A 24,003-nucleotide genomic window follows, 5' to 3' on the forward strand; every position below is an offset into this window, starting at 1 on the left:
TTATAACAAATCTCCTAATGTTTAATTAACACTAGTGTATCATTTTTTAAATTAAAATCGAATATCTTACCAATCTTTAAAACTACCGTTTTCATCAATACTTGCAAGACGTACCCATTGATGATCGACTTTTTGTTTAAACTTAATATTATCATTAAGTAAACGTTGTATATAACGATCTGGTGCTTGAATCACGACTAATAATCGAATTGGAGCGTGATAAATTTTATTGTCTCCTGCCATCACAGACTGCCATGGCAATCCAGCTAATAAATCACTTGAGTTCCCTTGCATAACGCCAACACCAGAAGTGACAGATTGTGTTGTTTTATTACCACTACCATAAAAATGCGGTGCCACTGTAGAGGCATAATACTGTAGGTTAATCCACTGTGCAACGAGTGCTGGCCCAGAAATAATTGTATTTAGTAATTGACCATCAGGATCTTTCGCATAATCATAATTATGTAAAAATGCACGTCCTTCTAAATTACTACCTTCTGTAATACTTCGTTGCCCAATAATAAATTCTGCATTACGTGCTAAACCCCATTCTGGACGGATTTCGCTCCAATCATTTGCAAAGCGATGTGCTTCCGCCATTGGATGTTTCAATTCCCCATCGCTTAAACGAGGTAATTGAGCAAGACGTTCTAAATTTGCATGATAACTTACACGTGGCATGGCTTCTTCTAAAATATCAAATGCTTTCTTTGCTTCTGATGTTAATGAGGGAACGTAAATCCATTCTAATTCATCAATTGATGTTTTATGTTCTGCAGCAACAAATACTGTCTCATCCGGAATAAGAATGCCTTCAGCGGCTAACCCTTGACGTACTAAAGGTAAATTGCACATCATGGCAAGTAATTTCGCATTAAATCCACTTGAAGCTCCTCCACAAGCACCACATTCTAATGATGCATGGTAGGGATTATTGTTTGTTTCGCTTCCATGCCCTCCAAGTACTACTAATGGTGCAAAATTTGTAGTTAAATCCATTAATTGTAACGCTTGTTTCGTAAAAGCAATTTGTTCTTCTTCAGTAAATCCAACAGGTAAATCACTATGTACATGATGATCTCTATCAATCGTTAGCTTAGCATTCGGTTTTTTTAACCAATTTTTAGTAAATTTACGAATAAATGCACCTGTTTTCTTTGGCATTAATGTACTTGCAAGTGTATTTAAACTTAAAAATGGCCCACTTAATTCTGGTAATAATAAACTAGGTAGCACATTATTCTTCATTAATTTAAACGTATAAAACATGGATGTAATAGAATGTTGCTGTTGATTATACGTATTTAATGCATGTCGCTCTGCATATTCTTTAATAGTATATGCAGGAGGCACCATCACTGGTAAAGAATCATGACTAAACTGTTCATCTAATGCTTTTTTTCGTATAGGTAAACCAAAGAAACCTGCAATTCCTATCGTTTCAAATGGCCCTTGATTTTCTAAATGACGACGAAATGGTTCAGAACGTACATCGATACAAAATGCAAGTTGCACTTTTGTAGGTTGTTTGTCACGCTTGACCGATTTATCGTAAATCATCTCAACGAGTTTGCGTTCGTGAGTTTCTTCCCAAGCCTCTAACCATAATTTCTTGAAGTATAATGGATTAAAATCATGGGCAAACTTCAAGTGTTCAATTTGATTCTCAATGGACATCTCAGCCCATTCATCAATCGTCATTTCACCATAATATAACCATTTACTCACAAGTTCTTTTATTCTTTTTTCAACATTTAAGACTGCCGGACGGCTCATTTTTTCAGTATCTAATAGAATACATTCCATTGTAAGGCGTATTGCAAGGTATTGAGTTAATAAGTCTTTTTCATGTTCATGTTTTTCAGCACGATAATACATCATGCCTGCCCAACCTGGTAACGATAAAAGATGTCCAGTTAAATAAAATTCATATTCATCTTCAGCAATATCTAGATGATTGAGTGCCATGATTAATGCGTCTTCATAGTTGTGTGGTAACATCTTAATCATTTTACGTTGCGTTTTAGTCAACATTGGATCATATTTTGCTAAATGTAACCAGGCTACATAGAACCCTTCTTCGCGTTTAGGCATTGTCCAACTGGATTGGAAAGTATCTAAATATAATTTTGACCATTTAATAATATGAGTATTTAACTCATCCATTAAAGATTCGCCTTTAGCATTAAATGCATTTGCACTTTTTGACCGTGCATAAGCAAATGACTCATTTTCGAATACTTTTTTGAGTTTTGAGACTTCTAATTTCAGATAGGCTTCTTTAGTAATTAAATCTCTCGGAATATCTTTAATATTCATAGCATTTTTGCAGTACGTATCAACGTGAGTCTTAGGAATATCCGTCTTATAAGATTGAATCGCGTGTTGTACTTCTTCTTCAACGATATGTTTATCAATCTCACCATTTTCAAGCGCCGTCATTACAGAAGCATGGCTTGGATATAAATCAATATCACGCACATGTTTAAACCATTGCGCAACTTGATCAAAGGTTTGATACTCAAGTTCTTCCCATGGATTACGTGCTGCAAAGATTGAAATTGGTGAAAGTGGCGTAATCACACGACGTGCAGATTGAACAACGTCTTCTATATTAATTGTCATGTAAATGTTCACCTCTTATAAATATTTCTTTAAATAGTTTGGATGGCTTTCTACAGATTTAAATTTAGCTTCTCCAATTTTAATTAACCATAAGTAAACTTTAGCAAAGGCTGTAGATGTACGATGGCGAGCGACCCAAATACTAAAAATACTACCTAACACTAAAATCGCAATACTAATTATAATACTAATTAACGGTGGATGGGCAGGAGCCATATATACATGATGAAGTATATTAACAAATACTTGATGAGTCACAATATAAACCATTGCAACAACTACAATCATTGTAATACCTATAAAGCGTCCCATTACTCCTTTATTTAATGCCACAAGTTGATTCCATGATACAGAGATAGACCATGCTAAGATAAATGCACTAATCAAAATATATGGACTATGGTCACTTGTCATAAAAAACACAATTGCAATAATCAATGCAAGAGCCCTTCCAAGTATTATCCATCCATATGATTTCTTAATATTAGGTGGAGTTGGTATATTAAATCGTCTGACAACTGAGCCTGATTGTAAGAATAACGTGGCTTTAAATATACCATGCAATATTAAATGGATAATCGCAGCTGAATAAACACCCATCGCACATTGAACGAGCATAAAACCCATTTGACTCATCGTTGATCCAACAAGTTGTCGTTTATAATCAACATGTACTAAACTAATGCCCGAACCAATCAATACTGACATACTAGAAATAATTAATAATATTGTAAGAGCAATAGAATTATCAAATATCGGTGAAAAACGCGTTAAAATAATGCCCCCCGCATTAACTATACCGGCATGCATAATAGCTGATACAGGTGTAGGCGCAACAACTGATTCAATTAACCAACTCTGAAATGGATATTGCGCAGCTGGAATAATAACAGCAACAACAAGCAATAAGTCAATAACTAATTTTAGACCATGATTTAGAGCATAGTCATAATTTTGAGAAGGATCGATTGTCCATTCTCCTGTTCCTATGTATAGCAAAATAACCGCAATTAATAGCGCTAACCATCCAATAATAAAGGAACGTGCAGAAACTTTTGCTGCCTCTGCTGGCACTTTCCAAGTTTTATTCAATTTAATTAGTTGTGTTAAACAACATAACGTTAATCCCCAACATAAAGTCATTAAACGTAAGTCATTGCTTAACCAACCTAGTGAAGCAAAAACAGTTGTAAATGTATATAAAGGAAAATACTTACGATAATTGTGATCTCCTAATAAATAACGCGTTGAAAACTTTTGAATAATAAAACCTAACGCTAAAACAAACGCACCTACTAACCAAACAAATTTATCTAATGTAAATATGCCAATAACTTCTCTTTCGTTTATATTTACTAACCCTACAATACCTACAATAACTGGTAATAGAAGTAAAGCTAAGTGAAATCTTATGTATTTAACTGGAACTGAGGGAATTAATACAATCAATCCACTTAACGCTGCTATAATAAGCGTTATAAAAAATAATATAAGTAAACTACTCATACTTAACATTATCATTCCTCCACTTTTAAACTGTAACCTATATATAACTATCGCTTATAATATAATAAAACACCTACAATAGTTTAGTTTTATCCCATTAAAAAAGGACGACTATCTATTGTAGGCTTCTTTTATGCTCATTCAATATATTTATTAATGCTCTTTAAGCAACCTATAATTTAGATTTAAGTACATCAGTTTTACCCTTCAATTAAACAATAAAGTGCATGATACTTTTTGTCTCATTGCTTGATATAAACCTATGTATAATTTGATGCATATTAAATACAATATATGAAAATATCAACTAAAAGTCAAATTTCTAATATAAAAGATAACAGTCATATCATTTCAACTTTCCTTTTTATATCAATTTTGTTTAAATAATACCCCCAAAAATATTATAAACTCAATCTTTAATTACTAATATATAAAAAGAGTTTGAGACGATAAAGTATGTCCCAAACCCTCATGGATAAAATGAATTTACTTCATTACTTATAAAATAACATACTTTGTTCAATATTCATGTAACAATTCTGTGAAAACGCTTAATTTTTTTGTAAAGTTTTTTTATATTTTATTTGCTTTTTTTGAATAATGAAGGATGACTATCATATTTTTGTGATTGCCTTAGCTATTTTTTCGGTTTTTACTAAGTCGTTATGGACACATATATTAGATTTACAATAATTCTATGGGTTCTTAAATACATTTGGCGAACCAAAAATGAATTTCAAAGATAATTGGTTCAATGATTTTATGACATTTCTAGCATCATACGGCGATATTGCAACCTTTATTACCCTTACCCTTATCATCGCAACTATCGTTTTAATTAAGCGACGCTTCTTATTAGCAATAGGGTTACCGACAACAGTAGCTTCAGCAGGTATCATAGGCATTGCGTTAAAAGACATCATTCATCGTTCAAGACCTTATGATCACTTAACAATTGATGCAAGATTTTCATTCCCAAGCGGACATGCTTTAACAAGTACGATGGTTATTTTTGCTCTTATTTTTGTACTTATCCTTAAATTAGGAAATATTTGGGTAAAATACATAATAAATACGGTGTTAATTGTAGTATGGTTAGGTATTTTATTTTCAAGATGATACTTCCATGCTCACTATCTCACTGACGTAGTTGGCGGTATCTTTTTTAGTTTTTCATGGTTATTCATGTCATTGATGATGGCTTCAAAAAGTAAACTGTAGAGCGTCACTACAACAGAGAGGACAATTATTTCAATCAAAAAGAAATTAGCATAAACGTCCAAATTATTGAATTTAATATAAAAAAAGCGAGCATTTCTCACGAAAATGCTCGTTTTTTAATGGGCTACTCCCATTCTATAGTGCTTGGTGGCTTAGAAGTAATGTCATAGACGACACGGTTTACATGGTCTACTTCATTAACTATGCGACTAGAAATTTTTTGTAACACTTCCCAATCGATACGTGCAAAATCACTTGTCATACCATCAATTGATGTTACAGCACGAATACCTACTGTATGATCATACGTACGATAATCACCCATAACACCTACAGATTGAATACCTGGTAGTACTGTGAAGTATTGCCAAATCTCTCTTTCAAGACCTTCTTCTCGAATCACTTCACGTAAAATCGCGTCAGATTCACGAACGATTTCTAATTTATCTTCAGTAATTTCACCTAACACACGAATACCTAAACCAGGACCTGGGAATGGTTGTCTCCATACTAAATGTTCAGGAATACCTAATTCAATACCTAAGGCACGAACTTCATCTTTAAATAATGTATTAATAGGTTCAATCAATTCAAATTCCATGTCTTCAGGTAATCCACCTACATTATGGTGAGATTTAATTGTTTGCGCTGTCTTTGTACCTGATTCAATCACATCTGTATAAAGTGTACCTTGTGCTAAGAAATCAACATCTGTTAATTTAGCCGCTTCATCATCAAACACATATACAAATTCATTACCAATGATTTTACGTTTTTTTTCTGGATCAGAGACGCCTTTTAGTTTTTCCATAAAACGTTCTTTGGCATTTACACGAATAATATTCATATCAAAGCCTTCACCGAATTGTTCCATTACCATATCGCCTTCGCCTTTACGAAGTAAACCATGGTCTACAAAAATACATGTTAATTGGTCACCAATGGCCTTATGCAATAATACTGCAACAACTGATGAATCTACACCACCGCTCATTGCACATAATACTTTACGATGACCTACACGTTCACGAATTTTTTCGATTTCAATTTCAATGAAGTTTTCCATTGTCCATTCACCTGTACAATTACATACACGACGGACAAAATTTCTTAGTAAATCATTACCGTATTCTGTGTGACGTACTTCTGGATGGAATTGTACACCATAAATACGACGTTTTTTATCTTCGATGGCAGCATAATTTGTACTTGGGCTATCAGCAATAACTTCAAAACCTTCAGGAATTTCAATGACTTTATCTGAATGACTCATCCACACTGTTTGTTCTTCTGGTAAACCAAAGAATAACTCATCAGATTTTGCTTTAATAATTGCTTTACCATATTCACGTTCATTTGCACGTTCAACTTTACCGCCTAATAGTTTGGTTGTAAGTTGCATACCGTAACAAATACCTAACACTGGAATACCTAAATTATAAATCTCAGGATCAATTGTAAATGAACCTTCTTCATAAACAGAGTTTGGACCTCCTGAAAGAATAATACCTTTAGGATTCATACGTTTAATTTCATCTATAGAAATTTCATGATCGTGTAATTCACTGTAAACGCCCATTTCACGAATACGACGTGTAATTAACTGGTTATATTGACTACCGAAATCTAGGACAAGAATTAATTCTTGTTCTTTAGCCATTTCCATAATAGTAAATCTCCTTTAAATTTAATTTATGTAAACAATAGAAAGACGCTTTTCATATTTATAAAGACAATACATCGTTTCAACCTCTATAAATATTTTATAGAAAAGCGTACTTTCTTAATTTAATCGTTTCTTGCTCACCTTACATTAAAATGAATAGTTTGGTGATTCTTTAGTAATTTGTATGTTATGTGGATGACTTTCAGCTAAACCTGCAGGGCCCATACGTGTGAATTGTGCTTCTTCACGTAATACTTTTAAGTTTGGTGAACCAGTATAACCCATACCAGCTCTTACTCCACCCATAAGTTGATAAATGGTATCTTGTAATGGTCCTTTATAAGCTGTGCGACCTTCAATACCTTCTGGAACAAATTTTCTAGGAGACTTATCTTCTTGGAAGTAACGATCATTTGACCCTTTTTCCATTGCTCCAAGAGACCCCATTCCACGATATACTTTATATTGTCTACCTTGGAAGACTTCAGTAGCGCCTGGGCTTTCTTCAGTACCAGCTAATAAGCTACCTAACATAACAGCATGACCACCAGCCGCTAATGCTTTAATAATATCACCAGAGAATTTAATACCACCGTCAGCAATAATCGCTTTACCATGTTTACGTGCTTCAGTAGCACAGTCATATACTGCAGTAATTTGTGGTACACCTACACCTGCAACGACACGTGTTGTACAGATTGATCCAGGTCCAATACCTACTTTAACCACGTCTGCACCTGCTTCAAATAAAGCGCGTGTGGCTTCAGCAGTTGCAACATTTCCTGCAATAATTGTAAGTTCAGGATATTTATCTTTCATTTTTTTGACTTGCTCAATCACACCTTTAGAATGTCCATGCGCTGTATCAATAATTAACGCATCTACTCCTGCTTCTACAAGTTTTTGTGCACGAATTTCGGTGTCTTTAGATGTACCGATAGCTGCTGCTGCAAGTAAACGACCATGCTCATCTTTCGCAGCATGAGGGAATTCAAGTACTTTTTCTATATCTTTAATTGTGATGAGACCTTCTAAACGACCCTTTTCTACTAATGGTAGTTTTTCAATTTTATGCTTTTGAAGGATTGCTTCCGCTTCATCTAATGTTGTACCAACTGGAGCTGTAATTAAATTTTCTTTAGTCATCACATCTGAAATTTTAATTGAGAAATCCTCAATAAAACGTAAGTCACGATTTGTAATAATACCAACGAGTGTTCTTGATTCTTCATCTTTTACAATAGGCACACCTGAAATACGATATTTACCCATTAATGCTTCTGCTTCATAAACACTTTCATCTGGTGTTAAGAAGAATGGATTCGTGATAACACCATTTTCTGAACGTTTTACTTTTTGTACTTCATCAGCTTGCTCTTCAATGCCCATGTTTTTATGGATGACACCTAAACCACCTTGACGTGCCATAGCAATAGCCATTTTAGATTCAGTTACTGTATCCATACCAGCAGAGATAACTGGAATATTTAATTTAATTTTATCTGATAATTCTACGCTTAAATCAACATCACTTGGTAATACGTCTGATGCAGCTGGAATTAACAAAACATCGTCGAAAGTTAATGATTCTTTAGCAAACTTATTTTCCCACATTTATAACACAGCCTCCATTTTTTATATAGTTAGTCTTATTATTTCACATTTTCGTCGTTTTGTTTATACTTTATACCGTTAAAAAAGAAATTAAGAATAATAGCAGAGATTGCTCCTAAAACAATACCATTTTGAGTTAACCAAGCGAACTGTTCTCCTAAAGCTTTAAATGCTTGAGGTACAGCACTAATTCCTGTACCAAGTCCGACTGATACAGCAATAATTAATAAATTATTTTGATTTTTGAAGTCAATATTTCCTAAAATACTTACCCCATAAGCCATTACCATACCAAACATAGCAATCATTGCACCGCCTAACACAGGTAAAGGAATAATATTAGCCAGAGCACCTAATTTAGGTATACAACCACATATTAAAAGTAAGACTACCATTCCATATATGATTTTATTTTTCTTAGCTCCAGAAAGTGAAACAAGTCCTACGTTTTGCGAATAAGCTGTATAAGGGAAAGCATTAAAGATTGATCCTAAAATGATGGCTAGACCTTCCGCAGTGTAACCTTTACGAAAATCTTTACGTTCAAGCTTACGACCAGTGATTTCACTTAATGCATGATATACACCTGTTGATTCGATCAGACTTACAATTGCTACAATTGTAAACACTAATGTTGCACCGAAATCAAAGCCAAATCCTGAGAAACGGAATGGTCGTGGAATACCGAGCCAATGTGCGTCACCAACTTGGCTAACATTAACTAATCCAAATATACTAGCCAATATCGTGCCTATAACTAAACCAATCAAAATTGCAATAGATTTTAAGAATCCCGTTGTAAATCGTTGTAATAGTAAGATAACAATAAGTGTCACTCCACCTAAAATTAGATTTTTAGGGTTACCATAATCTTTAGCACCTTGACCACCAGCAAGATAATTCATAGCAACGGGCATTAAGTTAATTCCGATAATTGTAACGACACTACCTGTAACAACAGGTGGGAAAAATTTAACTAAATAAGAAAAGAATGGAGCAATGATTACAACTAAGATACCTGATAGGAACAATGATCCATATAACACGTCTAAACCTTTAGTCTGTCCAATTAAAATCATAGGTGCTACAGCAGTAAATGTACATCCTAAAACAATAGGTAGTCCTGTACCAGTAATCTTATTTGCTTGTAAAAATGTAGCTACTCCACACATAAAAATATCTACTGTAATTAAATAAGCAATCTCTTCAGGTGAAAATTTTAAACTTGTTCCTACAATGATAGGTACTAAAATAGCACCTGCATACATTGCTAATAAATGTTGTACACTTAAAATTAAATTTTTCATTCATCTTCACCTAGTAAAGTCACTTTATTCCCTGCTAAGGAAGCAACTTTACATAATGAAGAAACAGTTAAACCAGCCTCTTCCAATCTTTGTTGTCCATCTTGGAAACTTTTTTCTACAACAATTCCTACGCCTACTGTTTCTGCTTTAGCTTGTTGTGCAATGTCGTACAATCCAAGTGAAGCATCACCATTTGCTAAGAAATCATCAATAATTAATACTTTATCTTCAGGCCCTAAAAATTCTTCTGATACAATCACTGTACTTGTTTTATTTTTAGTAAATGAATGGATATCAGTACTGTAAAACCCATCTTTTAAAGTACTTGGCTTTGCTTTTTTTGCAAATAAGCATGGCACATCGAAATGTAATGCAGCCATGATTGCAGGAGCAATACCGGAAGCCTCAATAGTTAAAATTTTCGTAATCCCTTTACCCTTAAATTGTTTATAAAATGTTTGACCCACTTCATACATTAATTTGGCATCAATTTGATGATTTAAAAATCCATCAACTTTTAATATTTTTTCATCAATGACTACGCCATCTTCCTTGACTTTTTGTTCGAGCGCTTCCACTTCAAAACCTCCTAAACTTTATATAAAAAAACCCGAAACTTTTATCTAGTTTCAGGATCTATAAGTGAACAAGTACGATACACATTCATTTGTAACTTAGAAGTAAATGATTTAGATTTATAGATGATAAACAATACTTTACATTATACAAATGATAATATAATACAAGACATCTTAGCCAATCCTCAAACTTCTCATTAACTTCCTTACCTTTGTACTTGAACTCATAGTCGCGTTGTTTATGGCAACACGGTAGAAACTTCTAAAGCCATATTCTTCAGATTATATGAGCAATATAAATTATTTAATGATAATAGCAAATTTTAAGCTTATTTTCAATAACTGATGGAGAGTTTATCCTTGTAATCACGCTACTTATAAATGTAAGCGTTTAATGTCTTATTAAAAAAACCGTATTTGTAAATTACATATTTTTAATTATATAATTATATCGAAACGTTTTATATCTATTCATTAGGGTATAATTATTTAAAAGTAGCATGAAATGATGGAGGACGATGAATATGCCAGATATTACAGTTCTAGATAATGAAAATCAAATTTACAATGTGATTGAAAAGAAAAAAGCAGAAGGATATTCAGAAAATGAGATATTTGTTATCAGTGAATCTAAATTACATTTAGATGATTTACATAATTCTCAAGTAACACTTATAGCAACAAGTGGTTCATTCAGTGATCGCATGTCACGCTTATTAACCGGTGAAGATGGTGAAGAAGCTGTATTGAATAATTTCAAACTATCTGATAACCAAGCAGAACAATATAAAAAAGATGTGCTTGATGGCAAATTTTTAGTAATCACTAGAAAAGACGCTTCTTCACATAATGAAGTTGAAAAAAACAACGCAGCTTATGAAGAAGTTGATATCACTCATTACGCTAATGAGTCTGATGGTCCAAAATCTTAAAAATAAGTTTAACCATTCATTGTATTTAATCATGTCGATTGTTAAATGAACATACGTTTTTACAAAGTAACAGTCAAAAATTAATATATGCTTCTTTCAAAGTAAAGTGTGAATCGTTTATAACTTTGAAAGAAGTTTTTTATTATATTTTGTATTATGATGTGCTACTTTACACATGTGCTATACTTAAAAAAATATAATGCGGGGAGATCGCTATGAAATTTCACACTATTTATTCTTTAGAAGACGCTTATTATCAAAAAGCTGTCGAGTTTTATAATAAACAATTAGATGTTGATTTTTTTGAAGACAGCACTATCACAAAACAATCCTTACAGAATAATAAAACAGAAAATGATTATGTTTTGATTGTTGGTATTGAGAAAGAAAATATAATCAGTTTGGCCACAGCACACTACGAAGCAACAACAAATTCAGCATTTCTAGTCCACTTATTAGCTGTAGTTGATTCAAATTATAATGAAATCATATCTCAAACTTTAAATGAAGTTGAAACACACCTAAATATATTATCTAATAAAGTACATTCTAGAGATATTAACTTTTTAATGATTGAAGTCCCGAAACATGATAATAGCATATTAGATAATCAATTAATTAAACGACGTCATCATATCTTATTAGAAAATGACTTTGAACAACAATATGACATTGACTACTTGCATCCTAATTATACGTTTGAAGAAACACCTATACATACTGACTTATTTATTAAATCTAACATTGAACTTACAAAAGACATCTATCCTGCTAGTGTGAAATCTAATTATATTCTCAAATATGTATTTGCGAATGGAATTTCTAGAGATATTATATATCCCCTTTTAGAAAAGATGAATTTACGTTCATCCTTATAGAATACTTGAAAAGAGCGATATAAAAGGTTAAACTAATATGCGAGGTTAGACTGACGTTTCACTTACCGAAGACAAACGTCAGCGTAAATGAATGAATATATTATTTAAATACGAAAGGACTTCATTATGTTAACTAAAGAATTTGCTCAACGTGTCGAGCTAAGTGAAAAACAAGTCCGTAAAATCGTCCAACATTTAGAAGAACGAGGATATCATCTTAGCAAGACTGAATATCGTGGTCGTGAGGCTACAGATTTTAAAGAAGAAGATATTGAACTTTTCCAAGATATTGCAGAAAAGGTAAAACAAACAAATAGCTATGATTTAGCTTTCGAAGAATTAGAAAAAGAAAAAGACTTTTTACAAGTTATCGTTAAAGAAGACCAACAACAGTTACCTGCTGATCAAGGCGTTACACAATTAGTAGAAGACTTACGTACCGAAATACAAAAAATGCGTGAAGAACGTCAAATGTTAGGTCAAATGATTACTCAAGTTCATCAACAACAAAATGAACTTAAGGAATTACAAAGTCAAATTACTGAAAAATTGGAGGCAAATAATGAGTCATTAGTTGCCATTCAAACAGCTCAAAAAGAACAATCTGATTATACTAAAAATAATTTGGTTAAAGAAATTAATGATAACAATCAACAAGCGATTGATACTTTAAAAGAGCATCAAACTTATGTTTCATCTTCAAATGAGAAAAAAGGATTCTTAGCTAGACTATTTAATCTTTAATGTCACAACTGTATATAGTGCTATTTACTAAAACAGGATTGAAATTAAAAAATTTCAATCCTGCTTTTTTGTTTTAATACTCATTTTGTATCTATTTATCATTAGTTTGTAAAAACATTTAATAATTTATGTTATTTAAAGTATTGAATTATTATATATTTAATACTATTCTTATTAAATGTGTCGGATTTAACTAATAAAAGGAGAATCATTATATGGGAACATTATTTTCAATTATTAACATTGTCATCATGTTGATTTTCATTATCGGCTTATTCATTATGGCTAAAAAACATGTATCATTCCCAAAACGAGTCTTTACCGCTCTAGGATTAGGAATTGTATATGGAATTATTTTACACCTTATTTATGGTGTTAATTCTAAAGTGCTTGAAACCACAACTGATTGGTTTAGCATCGTTGGAGATGGCTATGTGACATTATTACAAATGATTGTTATGCCACTTATTTTTATTTCTATTGTTTCAGCATTTAGTAAGATACAAATTGGCGATAAATTTGCTAAGATAGGTTCTTATATTTTTATGTTTTTAATTGGTACTGTCGCTATTGCAGCCGTTGTAGGTATTTTTTATGCCATTGTATTTGGCCTTGATGCTTCAAGTATCGATTTAGGTAGTGCAGAACATGCACGAGGAAATGAAATTAGTAGTGAAGCGAAGCAGCTTACAGCGAATACACTACCACAACAAATTCTTGAATTATTACCAAGCAATCCTTTCTTAGATTTTACTGGTCAGAGAACAACTTCAACTATTGCAGTAGTAATATTTGCTATTTTTGTAGGATTTGCATACTTACGTGTTGCACGTAAACAACCTGATAATGGTAGCTTATTAAAACGTGGTATTGATGCTGTTTATGCTCTCATCATGTCAATTGTTACCTTTGTTTTAAGATTAACTCCTTATGGAATTATCGCAATTATGGCTTCTACAATTGCAACAAGTGATTTTTCAGCAATTTGGACATTAGGTAAATTCATGATTGCATCTTATGCAGCTTTACTTACAATGTATGTTATTCATTTAATTATTTTAGCGATTATGGGAATCAATCCTATTCGTTATGTTAAAAAAACACTTGAAGTACTGATTTTTGCATTTACATCACGTTCAAGTGCAGGAGCGCTTCCTTTAAATGTGCAAACTCAAACGCAACGTTTAGGAGTACCTGAAGGTATTGCAAACTTCTCAGCTTCATTCGGTTTGTCTATTGGTCAAAATGGATGTGCTGGTATTTATCCAGCAATGCTTGCTATTATGGTTGCTCCTGTTGCTCATGTTGACATCGATATACCATTCATTCTTACACTAATTGGCGTTGTAGTGATTAGTTCATTTGGTGTAGCTGGCGTTGGTGGCGGTGCAACTTTCGCTTCAATTCTTGTATTATCAACTTTAAACTTACCAGTTGCATTAGCTGGTGTATTAATTTCTATCGAACCAATTATTGATATGGGTCGTACCGCTCTAAATGTCAATGATTCCATGTTAGCAGGTACTGGTACAGCACGTTTAACAGGTAACTTAGATAAAGAAAAATTTAATTCTAACCATTATGGAGAATTATCCACAGAATCATAAAATAACAAGAGAGACAGAATTTCAAACAAATTCTGCCTCTCTTTTTTCGGTTTTATTTTATCTTTTCATTAGTCCAGCTTTATTTAATTGCTCTAACATATCTAATCGTGCTTTCCCACTTAAAAATCCAGCAACTTGTTGAGACCAAGTTTCATTTCTTACACCATTTGTACGGTCTTGATAGTATTTACTCACCATTTGATCATAAGCGTTTAATGTTTCTTTTTGGTGTGCTTTATTGCTATTATAGACATTTTTATGGAAGATATGTTCAAAAGGTAAACGTGGTTTTGGTGATCCATTTTCATCCTCAGCTGGCTCTCCTACAGCCATACCAAATAAAGGGAAGGCATATTCAGGTAAGTCTAAAATCTCACGTACACGCCCGACATCATTGCGAAGCGAACCTAAGTATACAATGCCATAGCCCATATCTTCAGCTGCTAAAGCAATATTTTCTGATACTAATGCAACATCGATGGCACCAACTAATAAGCCCTCAGCCGACTCAAATGACGTCTCCATATGTTGTTCTACATCTTCATTAATAAGATTGTGACGATAATAATCTAAAACAAATACAAATAAATAGCCATTGTCTACCACATATTGTTGCCCTGATACTTCTTTGAGTTGTGCTTTAATTTCTGGATCTTCTACTCCAATAATAGAATACGTTTGTAAATAACTAGATGTTGAAGCACTTTGTCCAGCTTCAACTAACTTTCTAACAACACCTTCACTTAAAGGTTGATCTTTAAATCTTCGAACTGAATGATGTTTTTTAGCTAATTCGTAAACATAATCTGACATTAAGTCCACTCCTTTTTTAATTACTGAATATATATTAACAATTTATATTTTATTTTTCTTCAAAATTGCCCTTTATTTTAAATTAAGATTTGCATGCTAAACCAATTAAAGTTATCATAATAATGACAATTTTCAGATATCAAAGGAGAGATACTATGACTCACGCTAACAAAGAAGTTTCAACAGCCTTATATCAAGCTTTTACATCAAAAAAACCGATTAATTTTATCAGTTCCTCTTTTGAACTAAATGAGTTAGAAGCCTATCACACACAAGATGATCTCATTAATCAATTAAAAAATAAGCAAAAATCAGAAATTAAAGGTTACAAAGTAAGTATGACAAGTGCCGCCACTCAAGCCATTGCCAATACAAATGAGCCTGCGTACGGTACTATTTTATCTACTCAAGTCGTCGAGGGGGATAACTCTATCTCATTATCAACATTATTTGATCCATTACTTGAACCTGAACTTATTTTTGAATTAACTGCAGACTTACCAGAGAATGCCGATGTTCAAACCATCTTAGAAAGTGTAAAAGTAGCTCCAGGTATTGAAATTCCTGACGCACGTTATAAAGATTGGTTCCCTAACTTTGCTTTATCAGATTTAATTTCAGATAATACTGCAACAGGTTTAATTGTGGTTGGAAAAAGAGTAACACCTCTTGATTACAAATCATTTGCTGATATTAACTTAAAGTTATTTAAAAATGATCAAGAAATTGAAACAGGACACTCTAGTGACGTACTAGGAAATCCTATTGAATCTATAAAATGGTTAAATAAAAAATTACATTCACATGGAAAACGTTTAGAAAAAGGTCAATTTATTTCTTCAGGTACATTTATTTCACCACTACATTTAGAAAAAGGTATTTATATTGCTGAATACGAGAAAGTAGGAAGCGTAAAAGTAGAAGTCAAAGACTGATTTTAATAAAATAATATTAAAAATACTTGATGCTCTCTTCAAATTTATATGTTTCAAAGCGTAACTTGGAGAGAGTTTTAATCTATTATGTTTGATTCCCATTATCAAATACTATCCTTTAGTTGAGAATATATTTAAGCGAAAAGATGTGTTTTTATTTACAATTTACATTTTTTAATTAAAAAAAATAATCCTCACAATATCTTAAAAAAGTTAATATATTTTATATGAACCTTGTTATATCAGTGCTTTATATTGTTTTTCTTACTTTTAAGTGTATTATGTTGACGAAATAAAATCTACATGTAATAATATTAATCAAGAGATTAGAATTATTATAAATAAGCAATGATTATTATGTAGTTCTAATTTAATATTCGATAAATCAGGAGGAATTTAAGTTATGTCTTTAATCAATAAAGAAATCTTACCTTTCACAGCTCAAGCATATGATCCTAAAAATGATGAATTCAAAGAAGTAAGCCAAGATGATTTAAAAGGTTCTTGGAGCGTTGTTTGCTTCTATCCAGCTGACTTCTCTTTCGTATGTCCAACTGAATTAGAAGATTTACAAAACCAATATAGCCAATTACAAGATTTAGGTGTTAATGTATTTTCAGTTTCAACTGATACTCATTTCGTACACAAAGCTTGGCACGATCATTCAGACGCAATCAGCAAAATCCAATACACTATGATTGGTGACCCTTCTCAAATCATCACTCGTAACTTCGATGTATTAGATGAAGAAGCAGGTTTGGCACAACGTGGTACATTTATCGTTGACCCTGATGGTGTAGTTCAAGCAGCAGAAATTAATGCAGATGGTATTGGCCGTGATGCAAGTACATTAGTAAATAAAATTAAAGCCGCACAATACGTACGTCAACATCCAGGTGAAGTTTGCCCAGCAAAATGGGAAGAAGGTTCTGAATCATTACAACCAGGATTAGACTTAGTAGGTAAAATTTAAGGAGGCATTTAAGTATGCTGAATGCTGATTTAAAACAACAATTACAACAATTATTACAACTTATGGAAGGCGATGTAGAATTTAGAGCAAGTATTGGCTCTGATGATAAATCTAAAGAATTAAAAGATTTATTAGATGAAATCGCTGAGATGACAGATCATATTACAATCGTTGAAAAAGAATTAAAACGCACACCAAGTTTCCAAGTAAGTAAACCTGAAGAAGATACTGGTATCACATTTGCTGGTATTCCTTTAGGTCATGAGTTCAATTCACTTGTGCTTGCTATTTTACAAGTAAGTGGTCGTGCGCCTAAAGAAAAACAAGCAATCATTGATCAAATTAAAGGTCTTGAAGGCAACTACAATTTTGAGACTTATGTAAGTTTAACTTGTCAAAAATGTCCAGATGTAGTTCAAGCATTAAATTTAATGAGTGTAATTAATCCAAATATCACTCATACAATGATTGATGGTGCTGTATTCCGTGAAGAATCTAAGGATATCATGGCAGTTCCTGCTGTATTTTTAGATGGTGAAGAATTCGGTAATGGTCGTATGACAATTTCTGATATTTTATCTAAACTTGGCAGTACACAAGATGCTTCAGAATACGAAGATAAAGATCCATACGATGTATTAATCATCGGTGGTGGGCCAGCAAGTGGTAGTGCTGCAATTTATACTGCGCGTAAAGGTTTACGCACTGGTATTGTTGCAGATAGAATCGGTGGTCAAGTTAACGATACAGCTGGCATTGAAAACTTTATTACTGTTAAACAAACCACTGGATCAGAATTCTCTTCTAATTTAGCTGCACATATCGAAGAATATGATATTGATGCTATGACTGGTATTCGTGCAACTAAAATTGAAAAAACTGATAAAGCTATCCGAGTAACTTTAGAAAATGATGCAGTTCTTGAAAGTAAAACTGCTATTATTTCAACTGGTGCAAGCTGGCGTAAATTAAATATTCCTGGTGAAGATCGCTTAATCAATAAAGGTGTGGCTTTCTGTCCTCACTGTGACGGACCTTTATTTGAAAATAAAAACGTTGCAGTTATCGGCGGTGGTAACTCTGGTGTTGAAGCAGCTATCGATTTAGCAGGAATAGTTAAACACGTGACACTATTTGAATTCGCTCCAGAACTAAAAGCGGATACAGTGTTACAAGAACGTTTACGTTCTTTCCCTAATGTTGATATTCACACAAATGCTAGAACTGCTGAAGTTCTAGGTGAAGATCATGTTACTGGTTTAAGCTATGAAGATATGTCATCTGGTGAAATGAAAGAATTAAGCTTAGATGGTATCTTTGTACAAATTGGCCTTGTGCCAAATACAAAATGGATTGGTGACGCAGTAGAGTTAAATAACCGTGGAGAAGTCGTTGTGGATCGTGAAAATAACACAAACGTTCCTGGTATTTTTGCTGCTGGTGACGTTACTGACCAAAAATATAAACAAATCATTATATCAATGGGTTCAGGTGCTAACGCAGCATTGAGTGCATTTGATTATATTATTAGAAATTAATTTAAAATTTAACTTTCTATATGAAAGTAAAACTTAGAACTTAACCTATCAAATATCTTCATTTTAAGCAGAGTCATTTTATTAACGACTCTGCTTTTTTAATTTACTTTTTTAATGCTATTGCCACAATTTGTTCATAGATTTATATTAATTTTATGTCTTAAACATTCAATTCTGTTTCTATAAGTGATACTCTATTATTATTCTTAAATAGAAATGTTTACTAATAAAGGAGATTATTGAAGTCTATGAAAAAGAGTATGGTTATTAGTAGTTTTTTAGCCCTGTTATTAATGTTAAGTGCGTGTGCACCTAATAATGATAATAATGAAGACAATCATAATCAAAGTAACGGTGTTAATGCACCGAAACATGCTAAAAACTTAACTGAAAATGATATTTTTACATCGAATAAATCTCATCAAAAGCTTACTGAAGATGAAATGAACAAAGCAATCAAAAAATATCTAGATGTTAATAGTGATATTTTAGACAATAAATATATAATGCAAAGTAAAATCGATCGTCAAAGTTCAGGACAAACAAAAATCACTGATAAACAAGCTAAAAAACTTAGTCATTTATCTAATATTGCTGTTAAAAATGACTTACACTTTAAAAAATATGTTGAAAATAACACATTGCCAGACGGCTATAAAGATAATGTAAATCGTATTATTAAGTACTTTCATGCTTTGAATAGTACAATTGCAAATGTTGATGAAAGTATCGAACAACTGAATTATCAACCTCAAAATACAATTAACATTGTAGATGTTCCTACTCATTATGCTGGAGATGTAAATGGCAACCAACAAAATAAAATCAAATCTTTCTTAAATAAGAAAGATATCAAAACAAACGTTTTTGATAAATAGAATAGGGAGTATCCATTTGAATATGTTTTCCCAGTCCATTAATGGTGATGTCCCATATATAAAAAATCTGAGACGATAAATGATGTCTCAGATTTTTTTATAATTCAATGAGATATGGCTTACAATTTTCAATTACTTTAATTAATGCTTCTTCTTTATTTATATAGCCAAAGTAAACCATAATACAACGAATCACAACTTGATGTGCAATAATGACTATCGTGTAATCGTCTTGAATATGAATCGTTTCGAAAAACTGTTTCACTCTATAATAAACATCATTATAACTTTCCCCTTCAGGTGCTTTTTGAATAAAGCTATGTCGAAAATCTTTATAATTTGGATCATGAAAATAACGATGATACATATTGTTTTTCATAAGTTTATCCTTAAATTGACCTTCAAATAGACCCAATGAACGTTCACGTAATAATGATGTGACTGTAGTTGGGGTATCGTAAGGGAAGATATATTGATATGTTTCTTTCGTTCTTGTTAAATCAGATACATACACATCATTGATTTTTATATTATAAAAATATGGCTTTAATTGTTTTGCGCTTTCAACGCCCTTTTCAGTTAAAGGAACGTCTAACTGACCACAATAATATGCTCGATTGTACTTATTATCGTAATTAGACTGTGATTCACCATGTCGAATAAGATATAAATTCATGTTTTACCTCCTATTTCAATTTATTATATTAAATAATAAATGAATGAAGTCTACTAATCATATAAATGATATATTTTTAAATAATATACATTTTTATGATTGTTATTATTTATATTGCATGATACTATTAATATGTAGTTATTTAATAACTACAAGTCTTTTATATTCATGAACATAATACTCCTGGATGACGCCTTAACCCGACGTCATCCTCTTTTTTTAGTTTAATAAATAAAAAAAGAGCACTACATAACGTAGTCCCCTTTAAAATGCTATACCTATTTTTTGATTGCTTTTAAAATTAAAGAAACAATAAAAATAAGAATAATTGCACCGATTAATGCTGGGAAGATTGGTACTCCGCCCCAAACAGGACCCCAAGTACCTAACAATTTACTTCCGATGAATGAACCGATTAAACCAGCAATGATATTACCTAAGATACCACCAGGGATATCTTTACCCATAATCATGCCAGCAATCCAACCGATTAATCCACCAACTATTATCATAATAATAAAGCCCATAGTTAGATTACTCCTTATAGTTTTATTTTGTTTACTTCTTATTCATACCACCTATTTAAATTTTATAAACATAATTATTAAAATAAGTTATTTTTTATAACAAAAATAACTAAATAATAATACCTATATATTTGATTAGTATTTATTCAATTGATGATTAAAAATATAAGACTATTAAAAAATAGCAACTATTTTTATATAAAATACTTGCTAAACATTATAAACAACTTTAAAGGAACAAGATATATTCATGTTGAATATAATATCTTGTTCCTTTGTTTTTATTCTTCGGTATTTGTACTTTGATGATTTGGTTGTGCTTGTTCATTACGATTTGTTTGAGAAGTTGTGGGTTTTTCTTTAGTTTGTGTAGAAGTGTCTGTTGAAGTTGAATCATTGTTCTCGGATTGATTCGATGTCTGGACATCATTTTGAGTTTCAGATTGTGCACTATTTTGATTTTCTTCATTAGACGATGTATGTTGTGTTTCATTATCATTCTTTGTTTCATTATTTTGTACATCATTGTTTCGTTGTCGGTTACTTTGTTCTAATTTACTTTCATTCATTTGTTTTCTTTTAGCTTTTTCTTCATCTGTCATATTATTATAATTATCAACAATACTACCTGTATGTTTATCTACAATGGCTACATAAGGTGTTCCAGTACCATATGCGTCACTTGCTGCATAATCTATATAATACATCTCGTTAGTACTTTTACTAGGATTGTAATTAAATTCATTTCTTAAACGATTTCCAAATCCTTGATTTTTATACCAATCATAGACAACATCCTCTGCTTGCTTCGGTGTAAGTTCTTTATTCGAAGAATCATTTGATTGATTGTCACTAGTTGAATGACTTTCATTCGTAGACGTTTCATTATTTTCATTGCTTCCGTTTTCAGATTGGTTTTGAGTATTCTGTTCGGATGACTGAATACTCTTATTATCATTGGATTGAATATCTTCAGTTTGATTATAATTAGTATTTTCATCACTATTATTTTGCTGTGTGTCTGATGAATCTATAGTCTTATCATTATTAGTATTATTGTTTTTATTTGAATTATTAGGTGTTTTATTTTTATGATCATTCTTCTCAGTTTTTTGCTTATCCTCTGAACTATCATTATTTCCACCTGGTAAATGAATATTTAAATCACAAGCACCCAAAAATAAAGTAGATGCAACAATACCTGCTAATAAATATTTTCCTCTCATTATCATCATAACTCCTTATGTATGTCTCTTTTAATGATAACATTTTATATTGCATACATTAAAGATATTACGCAATACATTTTAAAATCAACTTAAGGTGTATAATCTATCCATTTTTTATTACTACGACATAAAAATAACCCCGTAAGCCTTGAGCTTACGGGGTTTACACTAATTATATATTAGTTTTCATCTTTAACATATGGTAATAAAGCCATATGACGAGCACGTTTAATAGCTGTAGTCAACATACGTTGATATTTAGCTGAAGTACCAGTTACACGACGTGGTAAAATTTTACCGCGTTCTGAGATAAAACGTTTTAATAATTCAGTGTCTTTATAGTCAATATGTGTAATACCATTTGCTGTGAAATAGCATACTTTTTTACGACGACGTCCGCCTCTTCTTGGTCCACCTGCCATGGTTAATTACCTCCTTTTATATTTTTAATCTCATTCTTTCGTTAGAATGGTAAGTCATCATCACTAATATCAATTGGACCATTTGCATTTGCAAATGGGTTATCTGATTGATTATTGTTTGATGCACGATTGTTATTATTATTATTATTATAAGATGTATTTTGTCCTGATTGTGAACCACCAAATCCTTGGCCATAATCTTGGAAATCATTATTTCCTTGATGACGTTGTCCACCTTGTGCATTTTTAGGTTCAAGGAATTGAACACTATCCGCTACAACTTCAGTGACAAATATACGACGACCTTCTTGATTTTCATAACTGCGTGATTGTATGCGACCATCAACGCCAGCTAAACTACCTTTTGAAAGATAGTTATTTACGTTTTCTGCTTGTCTTCTAAATACAACAACGTTAATAAAGTCAGCTTCGCGTTCCCCTTGAGCATTCGTGAAAGTACGGTTAACTGCTAGAGTAAATGTCGCTACACTTACGCCTGAGGGAGTACTTCTGTATTCTGGATCCTTAGTTAAACGACCTACTAATACAACTCGATTTATCATTTCAACGCCCCCATTTAATTATTACTTATCTTGGTCTTCACGGATAACGATATAACGGATAATATCGTCATTGATTTTAGCTAAACGTTGGAATTCGTCTGTAGCTCTGTTATTATCTGTTTTAATGCGTACGATGAAGTAGAAGCCTTCTTTGAAATCTTCAATTTCGTAAGCAAGACGGCGTTTACCCCAGTCTTTCTCTTCTAAAACTTCTGATCCTTCTGAAGCTAAGATACCGTTAAAGCGTTCAACAACTGCTTTTTTAGCATCTTCTTCAATGTTAGGACGTACGACATACATAATTTCATATGTTCTCATTTTATAATTGCACCTCCTTGTGGTCTATGCGGCCTATCGAATCCTATCAATAGGCAAGGAATAATTTTCATTACTCACAATCAAAAATTATAGCATAGGTGATTACTTTTTACAATAAATATTATTTGAAATATTTTGTCTGAAAGTGGATAAGATTTATCGTATTGGCCTATAAATTTATATTCAAACTTTAAACATATCTTTTCAAAAGAGAACTGATATCCTATAATATCCTTGAGGTGTAACTATGCATTTAGATTGGAATAAAGATTTTCAAGAGTTTCAAGAAATCTTAAATTGCGGTATCAATCCAGAGTGGCTATACTGTGCAAAAGCTAATATGATTCTTGAGCCAGCATATACTGGAGAAGGTAAACAGTTTTTTAGCACCAAAGATATTATTAAAGCAAGTAAAGTTATACCGTTTTTTTAAGATATAACCATAATGAT

General features: G+C 32.1%; 22 protein-coding genes, 1 pseudogene and 1 riboswitch. Of the genes and pseudogenes, 10 read left to right on the plus strand and 13 right to left on the minus strand.

Going from position 1 to position 24,003, the window contains the following annotated elements:
• Positions 1–66: 66 nt before the first annotated feature.
• Both NST64_RS11110 and NST64_RS11115 read right to left on the minus strand, forming a co-directional pair.
• Complete coding sequence (locus NST64_RS11110; RefSeq protein WP_002488118.1) at positions 67–2,628, minus strand: DUF2309 domain-containing protein; 2,562 nt, start codon at positions 2,626–2,628, stop codon at positions 67–69.
• A 15-nt stretch (positions 2,629–2,643) separates the two neighbouring features.
• The gene (locus tag NST64_RS11115) at positions 2,644–4,143 is read right to left on the minus strand and encodes an NADH dehydrogenase subunit 5 (protein WP_107632312.1); all 1,500 of its coding nucleotides are present in this window, start codon (positions 4,141–4,143) and stop codon (positions 2,644–2,646) included.
• 720 nt (positions 4,144–4,863) lie between these two features.
• Between NST64_RS11115 and NST64_RS11120 the strand changes: the two genes are divergently transcribed.
• Positions 4,864–5,253, plus strand: a complete 390-nt coding sequence (locus NST64_RS11120) for a phosphatase PAP2 family protein (RefSeq protein ID WP_239667871.1) — start codon at positions 4,864–4,866, stop codon at positions 5,251–5,253.
• 226 nt (positions 5,254–5,479) lie between these two features.
• Here the strand turns inward: NST64_RS11120 and guaA are convergent, their stop codons facing one another.
• From guaA to xpt, 4 genes are all read right to left on the minus strand, one after another.
• Positions 5,480–7,021: a glutamine-hydrolyzing GMP synthase gene (gene guaA / locus NST64_RS11125; RefSeq protein ID WP_002447954.1), complete on the minus strand. Its 1,542-nt coding sequence runs from the start codon at positions 7,019–7,021 to the stop codon at positions 5,480–5,482.
• 147 nt (positions 7,022–7,168) lie between these two features.
• Positions 7,169–8,635 carry an IMP dehydrogenase gene (gene guaB, locus NST64_RS11130; protein WP_049418746.1) on the minus strand — a complete coding sequence of 489 codons (1,467 nt, stop codon included), beginning with the start codon at positions 8,633–8,635 and terminating at the stop codon, positions 7,169–7,171.
• A 38-nt stretch (positions 8,636–8,673) separates the two neighbouring features.
• On the minus strand, positions 8,674–9,942 hold the full coding sequence (gene pbuX, locus NST64_RS11135; RefSeq protein WP_002447962.1) for a xanthine permease PbuX: 1,269 nt from the start codon (positions 9,940–9,942) through the stop codon (positions 8,674–8,676).
• A complete protein-coding gene (gene xpt / locus NST64_RS11140; RefSeq protein ID WP_107632311.1) occupies positions 9,939–10,520 on the minus strand; it encodes a xanthine phosphoribosyltransferase in 582 nt (193 codons plus the stop codon). Before xpt ends, pbuX begins: the two co-directional genes overlap by 4 nt.
• Positions 10,521–10,727: 207 nt before the next feature.
• A riboswitch (purine riboswitch) is annotated at positions 10,728–10,830 on the minus strand.
• 214 nt (positions 10,831–11,044) lie between these two features.
• Between xpt and NST64_RS11145 the strand changes: the two genes are divergently transcribed.
• The 4 genes and pseudogenes from NST64_RS11145 (at position 11,045) to NST64_RS11160 (ending at position 14,681) form a co-directional block, all read left to right on the plus strand.
• Positions 11,045–11,452, plus strand: a complete 408-nt coding sequence (locus tag NST64_RS11145; protein ID WP_002447977.1) for a general stress protein — start codon at positions 11,045–11,047, stop codon at positions 11,450–11,452.
• Positions 11,453–11,667: 215 nt separating this feature from the next.
• Positions 11,668–12,330 carry a hypothetical protein gene (locus NST64_RS11150; RefSeq protein ID WP_107632310.1) on the plus strand — a complete coding sequence of 221 codons (663 nt, stop codon included), beginning with the start codon at positions 11,668–11,670 and terminating at the stop codon, positions 12,328–12,330.
• A gap of 126 nt (positions 12,331–12,456) precedes the next feature.
• Positions 12,457–12,927 (plus strand): annotated as a pseudogene (locus NST64_RS11155) (DNA-binding protein); the annotation flags it as partial.
• 362 nt (positions 12,928–13,289) lie between these two features.
• On the plus strand, positions 13,290–14,681 hold the full coding sequence (locus NST64_RS11160; protein ID WP_049335862.1) for an L-cystine transporter: 1,392 nt from the start codon (positions 13,290–13,292) through the stop codon (positions 14,679–14,681).
• 57 nt (positions 14,682–14,738) lie between these two features.
• Here the strand turns inward: NST64_RS11160 and NST64_RS11165 are convergent, their stop codons facing one another.
• The gene (locus NST64_RS11165) at positions 14,739–15,494 is read right to left on the minus strand and encodes an NADPH-dependent oxidoreductase (protein ID WP_002454528.1); all 756 of its coding nucleotides are present in this window, start codon (positions 15,492–15,494) and stop codon (positions 14,739–14,741) included.
• 155 nt (positions 15,495–15,649) lie between these two features.
• Here NST64_RS11165 and NST64_RS11170 point away from each other — a divergent pair, with 155 nt between their 5' ends.
• The 4 genes from NST64_RS11170 to NST64_RS11185 all read left to right on the plus strand — a co-directional run bounded on the left by NST64_RS11170 (position 15,650) and on the right by NST64_RS11185 (position 19,818).
• On the plus strand, positions 15,650–16,429 hold the full coding sequence (locus tag NST64_RS11170) for a 2-keto-4-pentenoate hydratase (RefSeq protein WP_049418754.1): 780 nt from the start codon (positions 15,650–15,652) through the stop codon (positions 16,427–16,429).
• Positions 16,430–16,832: 403 nt separating this feature from the next.
• Positions 16,833–17,402, plus strand: coding sequence for an alkyl hydroperoxide reductase subunit C (gene ahpC, locus NST64_RS11175; RefSeq protein WP_002447989.1), 570 nt, complete (start codon positions 16,833–16,835; stop codon positions 17,400–17,402).
• A 14-nt stretch (positions 17,403–17,416) separates the two neighbouring features.
• Positions 17,417–18,940 (plus strand): alkyl hydroperoxide reductase subunit F, encoded by a 1,524-nt coding sequence (gene ahpF, locus NST64_RS11180; protein WP_002447993.1) that lies wholly within the window; start codon positions 17,417–17,419, stop codon positions 18,938–18,940.
• A gap of 248 nt (positions 18,941–19,188) precedes the next feature.
• Complete coding sequence (locus NST64_RS11185) at positions 19,189–19,818, plus strand: NDxxF motif lipoprotein (protein ID WP_002447997.1); 630 nt, start codon at positions 19,189–19,191, stop codon at positions 19,816–19,818.
• 97 nt (positions 19,819–19,915) lie between these two features.
• Here NST64_RS11185 and NST64_RS11190 read toward each other — a convergent pair whose 3' ends face one another.
• From NST64_RS11190 to rpsF, 6 genes are all read right to left on the minus strand, one after another.
• Entirely contained in the window at positions 19,916–20,494 is a 579-nt protein-coding gene (locus NST64_RS11190) for a histidine phosphatase family protein (protein WP_002454530.1), read from the minus strand.
• A 278-nt stretch (positions 20,495–20,772) separates the two neighbouring features.
• Positions 20,773–21,021 (minus strand): GlsB/YeaQ/YmgE family stress response membrane protein, encoded by a 249-nt coding sequence (locus NST64_RS11195; protein WP_002447983.1) that lies wholly within the window; start codon positions 21,019–21,021, stop codon positions 20,773–20,775.
• Between the two features lie 281 nt (positions 21,022–21,302).
• Positions 21,303–22,247: a hypothetical protein gene (locus NST64_RS11200; protein ID WP_049418757.1), complete on the minus strand. Its 945-nt coding sequence runs from the start codon at positions 22,245–22,247 to the stop codon at positions 21,303–21,305.
• A 182-nt stretch (positions 22,248–22,429) separates the two neighbouring features.
• Positions 22,430–22,672, minus strand: coding sequence for a 30S ribosomal protein S18 (gene rpsR, locus NST64_RS11205; RefSeq protein ID WP_002447994.1), 243 nt, complete (start codon positions 22,670–22,672; stop codon positions 22,430–22,432).
• 41 nt (positions 22,673–22,713) lie between these two features.
• On the minus strand, positions 22,714–23,235 hold the full coding sequence (ssb, locus tag NST64_RS11210; protein WP_107632227.1) for a single-stranded DNA-binding protein: 522 nt from the start codon (positions 23,233–23,235) through the stop codon (positions 22,714–22,716).
• Positions 23,236–23,256: 21 nt separating this feature from the next.
• Positions 23,257–23,553, minus strand: a complete 297-nt coding sequence (gene rpsF, locus NST64_RS11215) for a 30S ribosomal protein S6 (RefSeq protein ID WP_002447961.1) — start codon at positions 23,551–23,553, stop codon at positions 23,257–23,259.
• A gap of 247 nt (positions 23,554–23,800) precedes the next feature.
• Here rpsF and NST64_RS11220 point away from each other — a divergent pair, with 247 nt between their 5' ends.
• Positions 23,801–23,986, plus strand: coding sequence for a hypothetical protein (locus tag NST64_RS11220; protein WP_340731176.1), 186 nt, complete (start codon positions 23,801–23,803; stop codon positions 23,984–23,986).
• Positions 23,987–24,003 lie beyond the last annotated feature (17 nt).

Origin of the sequence: Staphylococcus sp. FSL W8-1268 (genome assembly GCF_038003965.1) — a bacterium.
Classification (GTDB): Bacteria; Bacillota; Bacilli; order Staphylococcales; family Staphylococcaceae; genus Staphylococcus; species Staphylococcus hominis.

Coding starts and splice junctions, on each gene's coding strand:
- NST64_RS11110 (WP_002488118.1), bottom strand. CDS start 2,628: ATGACAATTAATATAGAAGACGTTGTTCAATCTGCACGTCGTGTGATT.
- NST64_RS11115 (WP_107632312.1), bottom strand. CDS start 4,143: ATGTTAAGTATGAGTAGTTTACTTATATTATTTTTTATAACGCTTATT.
- NST64_RS11120 (WP_239667871.1), top strand. CDS start 4,864: ATGAATTTCAAAGATAATTGGTTCAATGATTTTATGACATTTCTAGCA.
- guaA (WP_002447954.1), bottom strand. CDS start 7,021: ATGGAAATGGCTAAAGAACAAGAATTAATTCTTGTCCTAGATTTCGGT.
- guaB (WP_049418746.1), bottom strand. CDS start 8,635: ATGTGGGAAAATAAGTTTGCTAAAGAATCATTAACTTTCGACGATGTT.
- pbuX (WP_002447962.1), bottom strand. CDS start 9,942: ATGAAAAATTTAATTTTAAGTGTACAACATTTATTAGCAATGTATGCA.
- NST64_RS11145 (WP_002447977.1), top strand. CDS start 11,045: ATGCCAGATATTACAGTTCTAGATAATGAAAATCAAATTTACAATGTG.
- NST64_RS11150 (WP_107632310.1), top strand. CDS start 11,668: ATGAAATTTCACACTATTTATTCTTTAGAAGACGCTTATTATCAAAAA.
- NST64_RS11160 (WP_049335862.1), top strand. CDS start 13,290: ATGGGAACATTATTTTCAATTATTAACATTGTCATCATGTTGATTTTC.
- NST64_RS11165 (WP_002454528.1), bottom strand. CDS start 15,494: ATGTCAGATTATGTTTACGAATTAGCTAAAAAACATCATTCAGTTCGA.
- NST64_RS11170 (WP_049418754.1), top strand. CDS start 15,650: ATGACTCACGCTAACAAAGAAGTTTCAACAGCCTTATATCAAGCTTTT.
- ahpC (WP_002447989.1), top strand. CDS start 16,833: ATGTCTTTAATCAATAAAGAAATCTTACCTTTCACAGCTCAAGCATAT.
- ahpF (WP_002447993.1), top strand. CDS start 17,417: ATGCTGAATGCTGATTTAAAACAACAATTACAACAATTATTACAACTT.
- NST64_RS11185 (WP_002447997.1), top strand. CDS start 19,189: ATGAAAAAGAGTATGGTTATTAGTAGTTTTTTAGCCCTGTTATTAATG.
- NST64_RS11190 (WP_002454530.1), bottom strand. CDS start 20,494: ATGAATTTATATCTTATTCGACATGGTGAATCACAGTCTAATTACGAT.
- NST64_RS11195 (WP_002447983.1), bottom strand. CDS start 21,021: ATGGGCTTTATTATTATGATAATAGTTGGTGGATTAATCGGTTGGATT.
- NST64_RS11200 (WP_049418757.1), bottom strand. CDS start 22,247: ATGAGAGGAAAATATTTATTAGCAGGTATTGTTGCATCTACTTTATTT.
- rpsR (WP_002447994.1), bottom strand. CDS start 22,672: ATGGCAGGTGGACCAAGAAGAGGCGGACGTCGTCGTAAAAAAGTATGC.
- ssb (WP_107632227.1), bottom strand. CDS start 23,235: ATGATAAATCGAGTTGTATTAGTAGGTCGTTTAACTAAGGATCCAGAA.
- rpsF (WP_002447961.1), bottom strand. CDS start 23,553: ATGAGAACATATGAAATTATGTATGTCGTACGTCCTAACATTGAAGAA.
- NST64_RS11220 (WP_340731176.1), top strand. CDS start 23,801: ATGCATTTAGATTGGAATAAAGATTTTCAAGAGTTTCAAGAAATCTTA.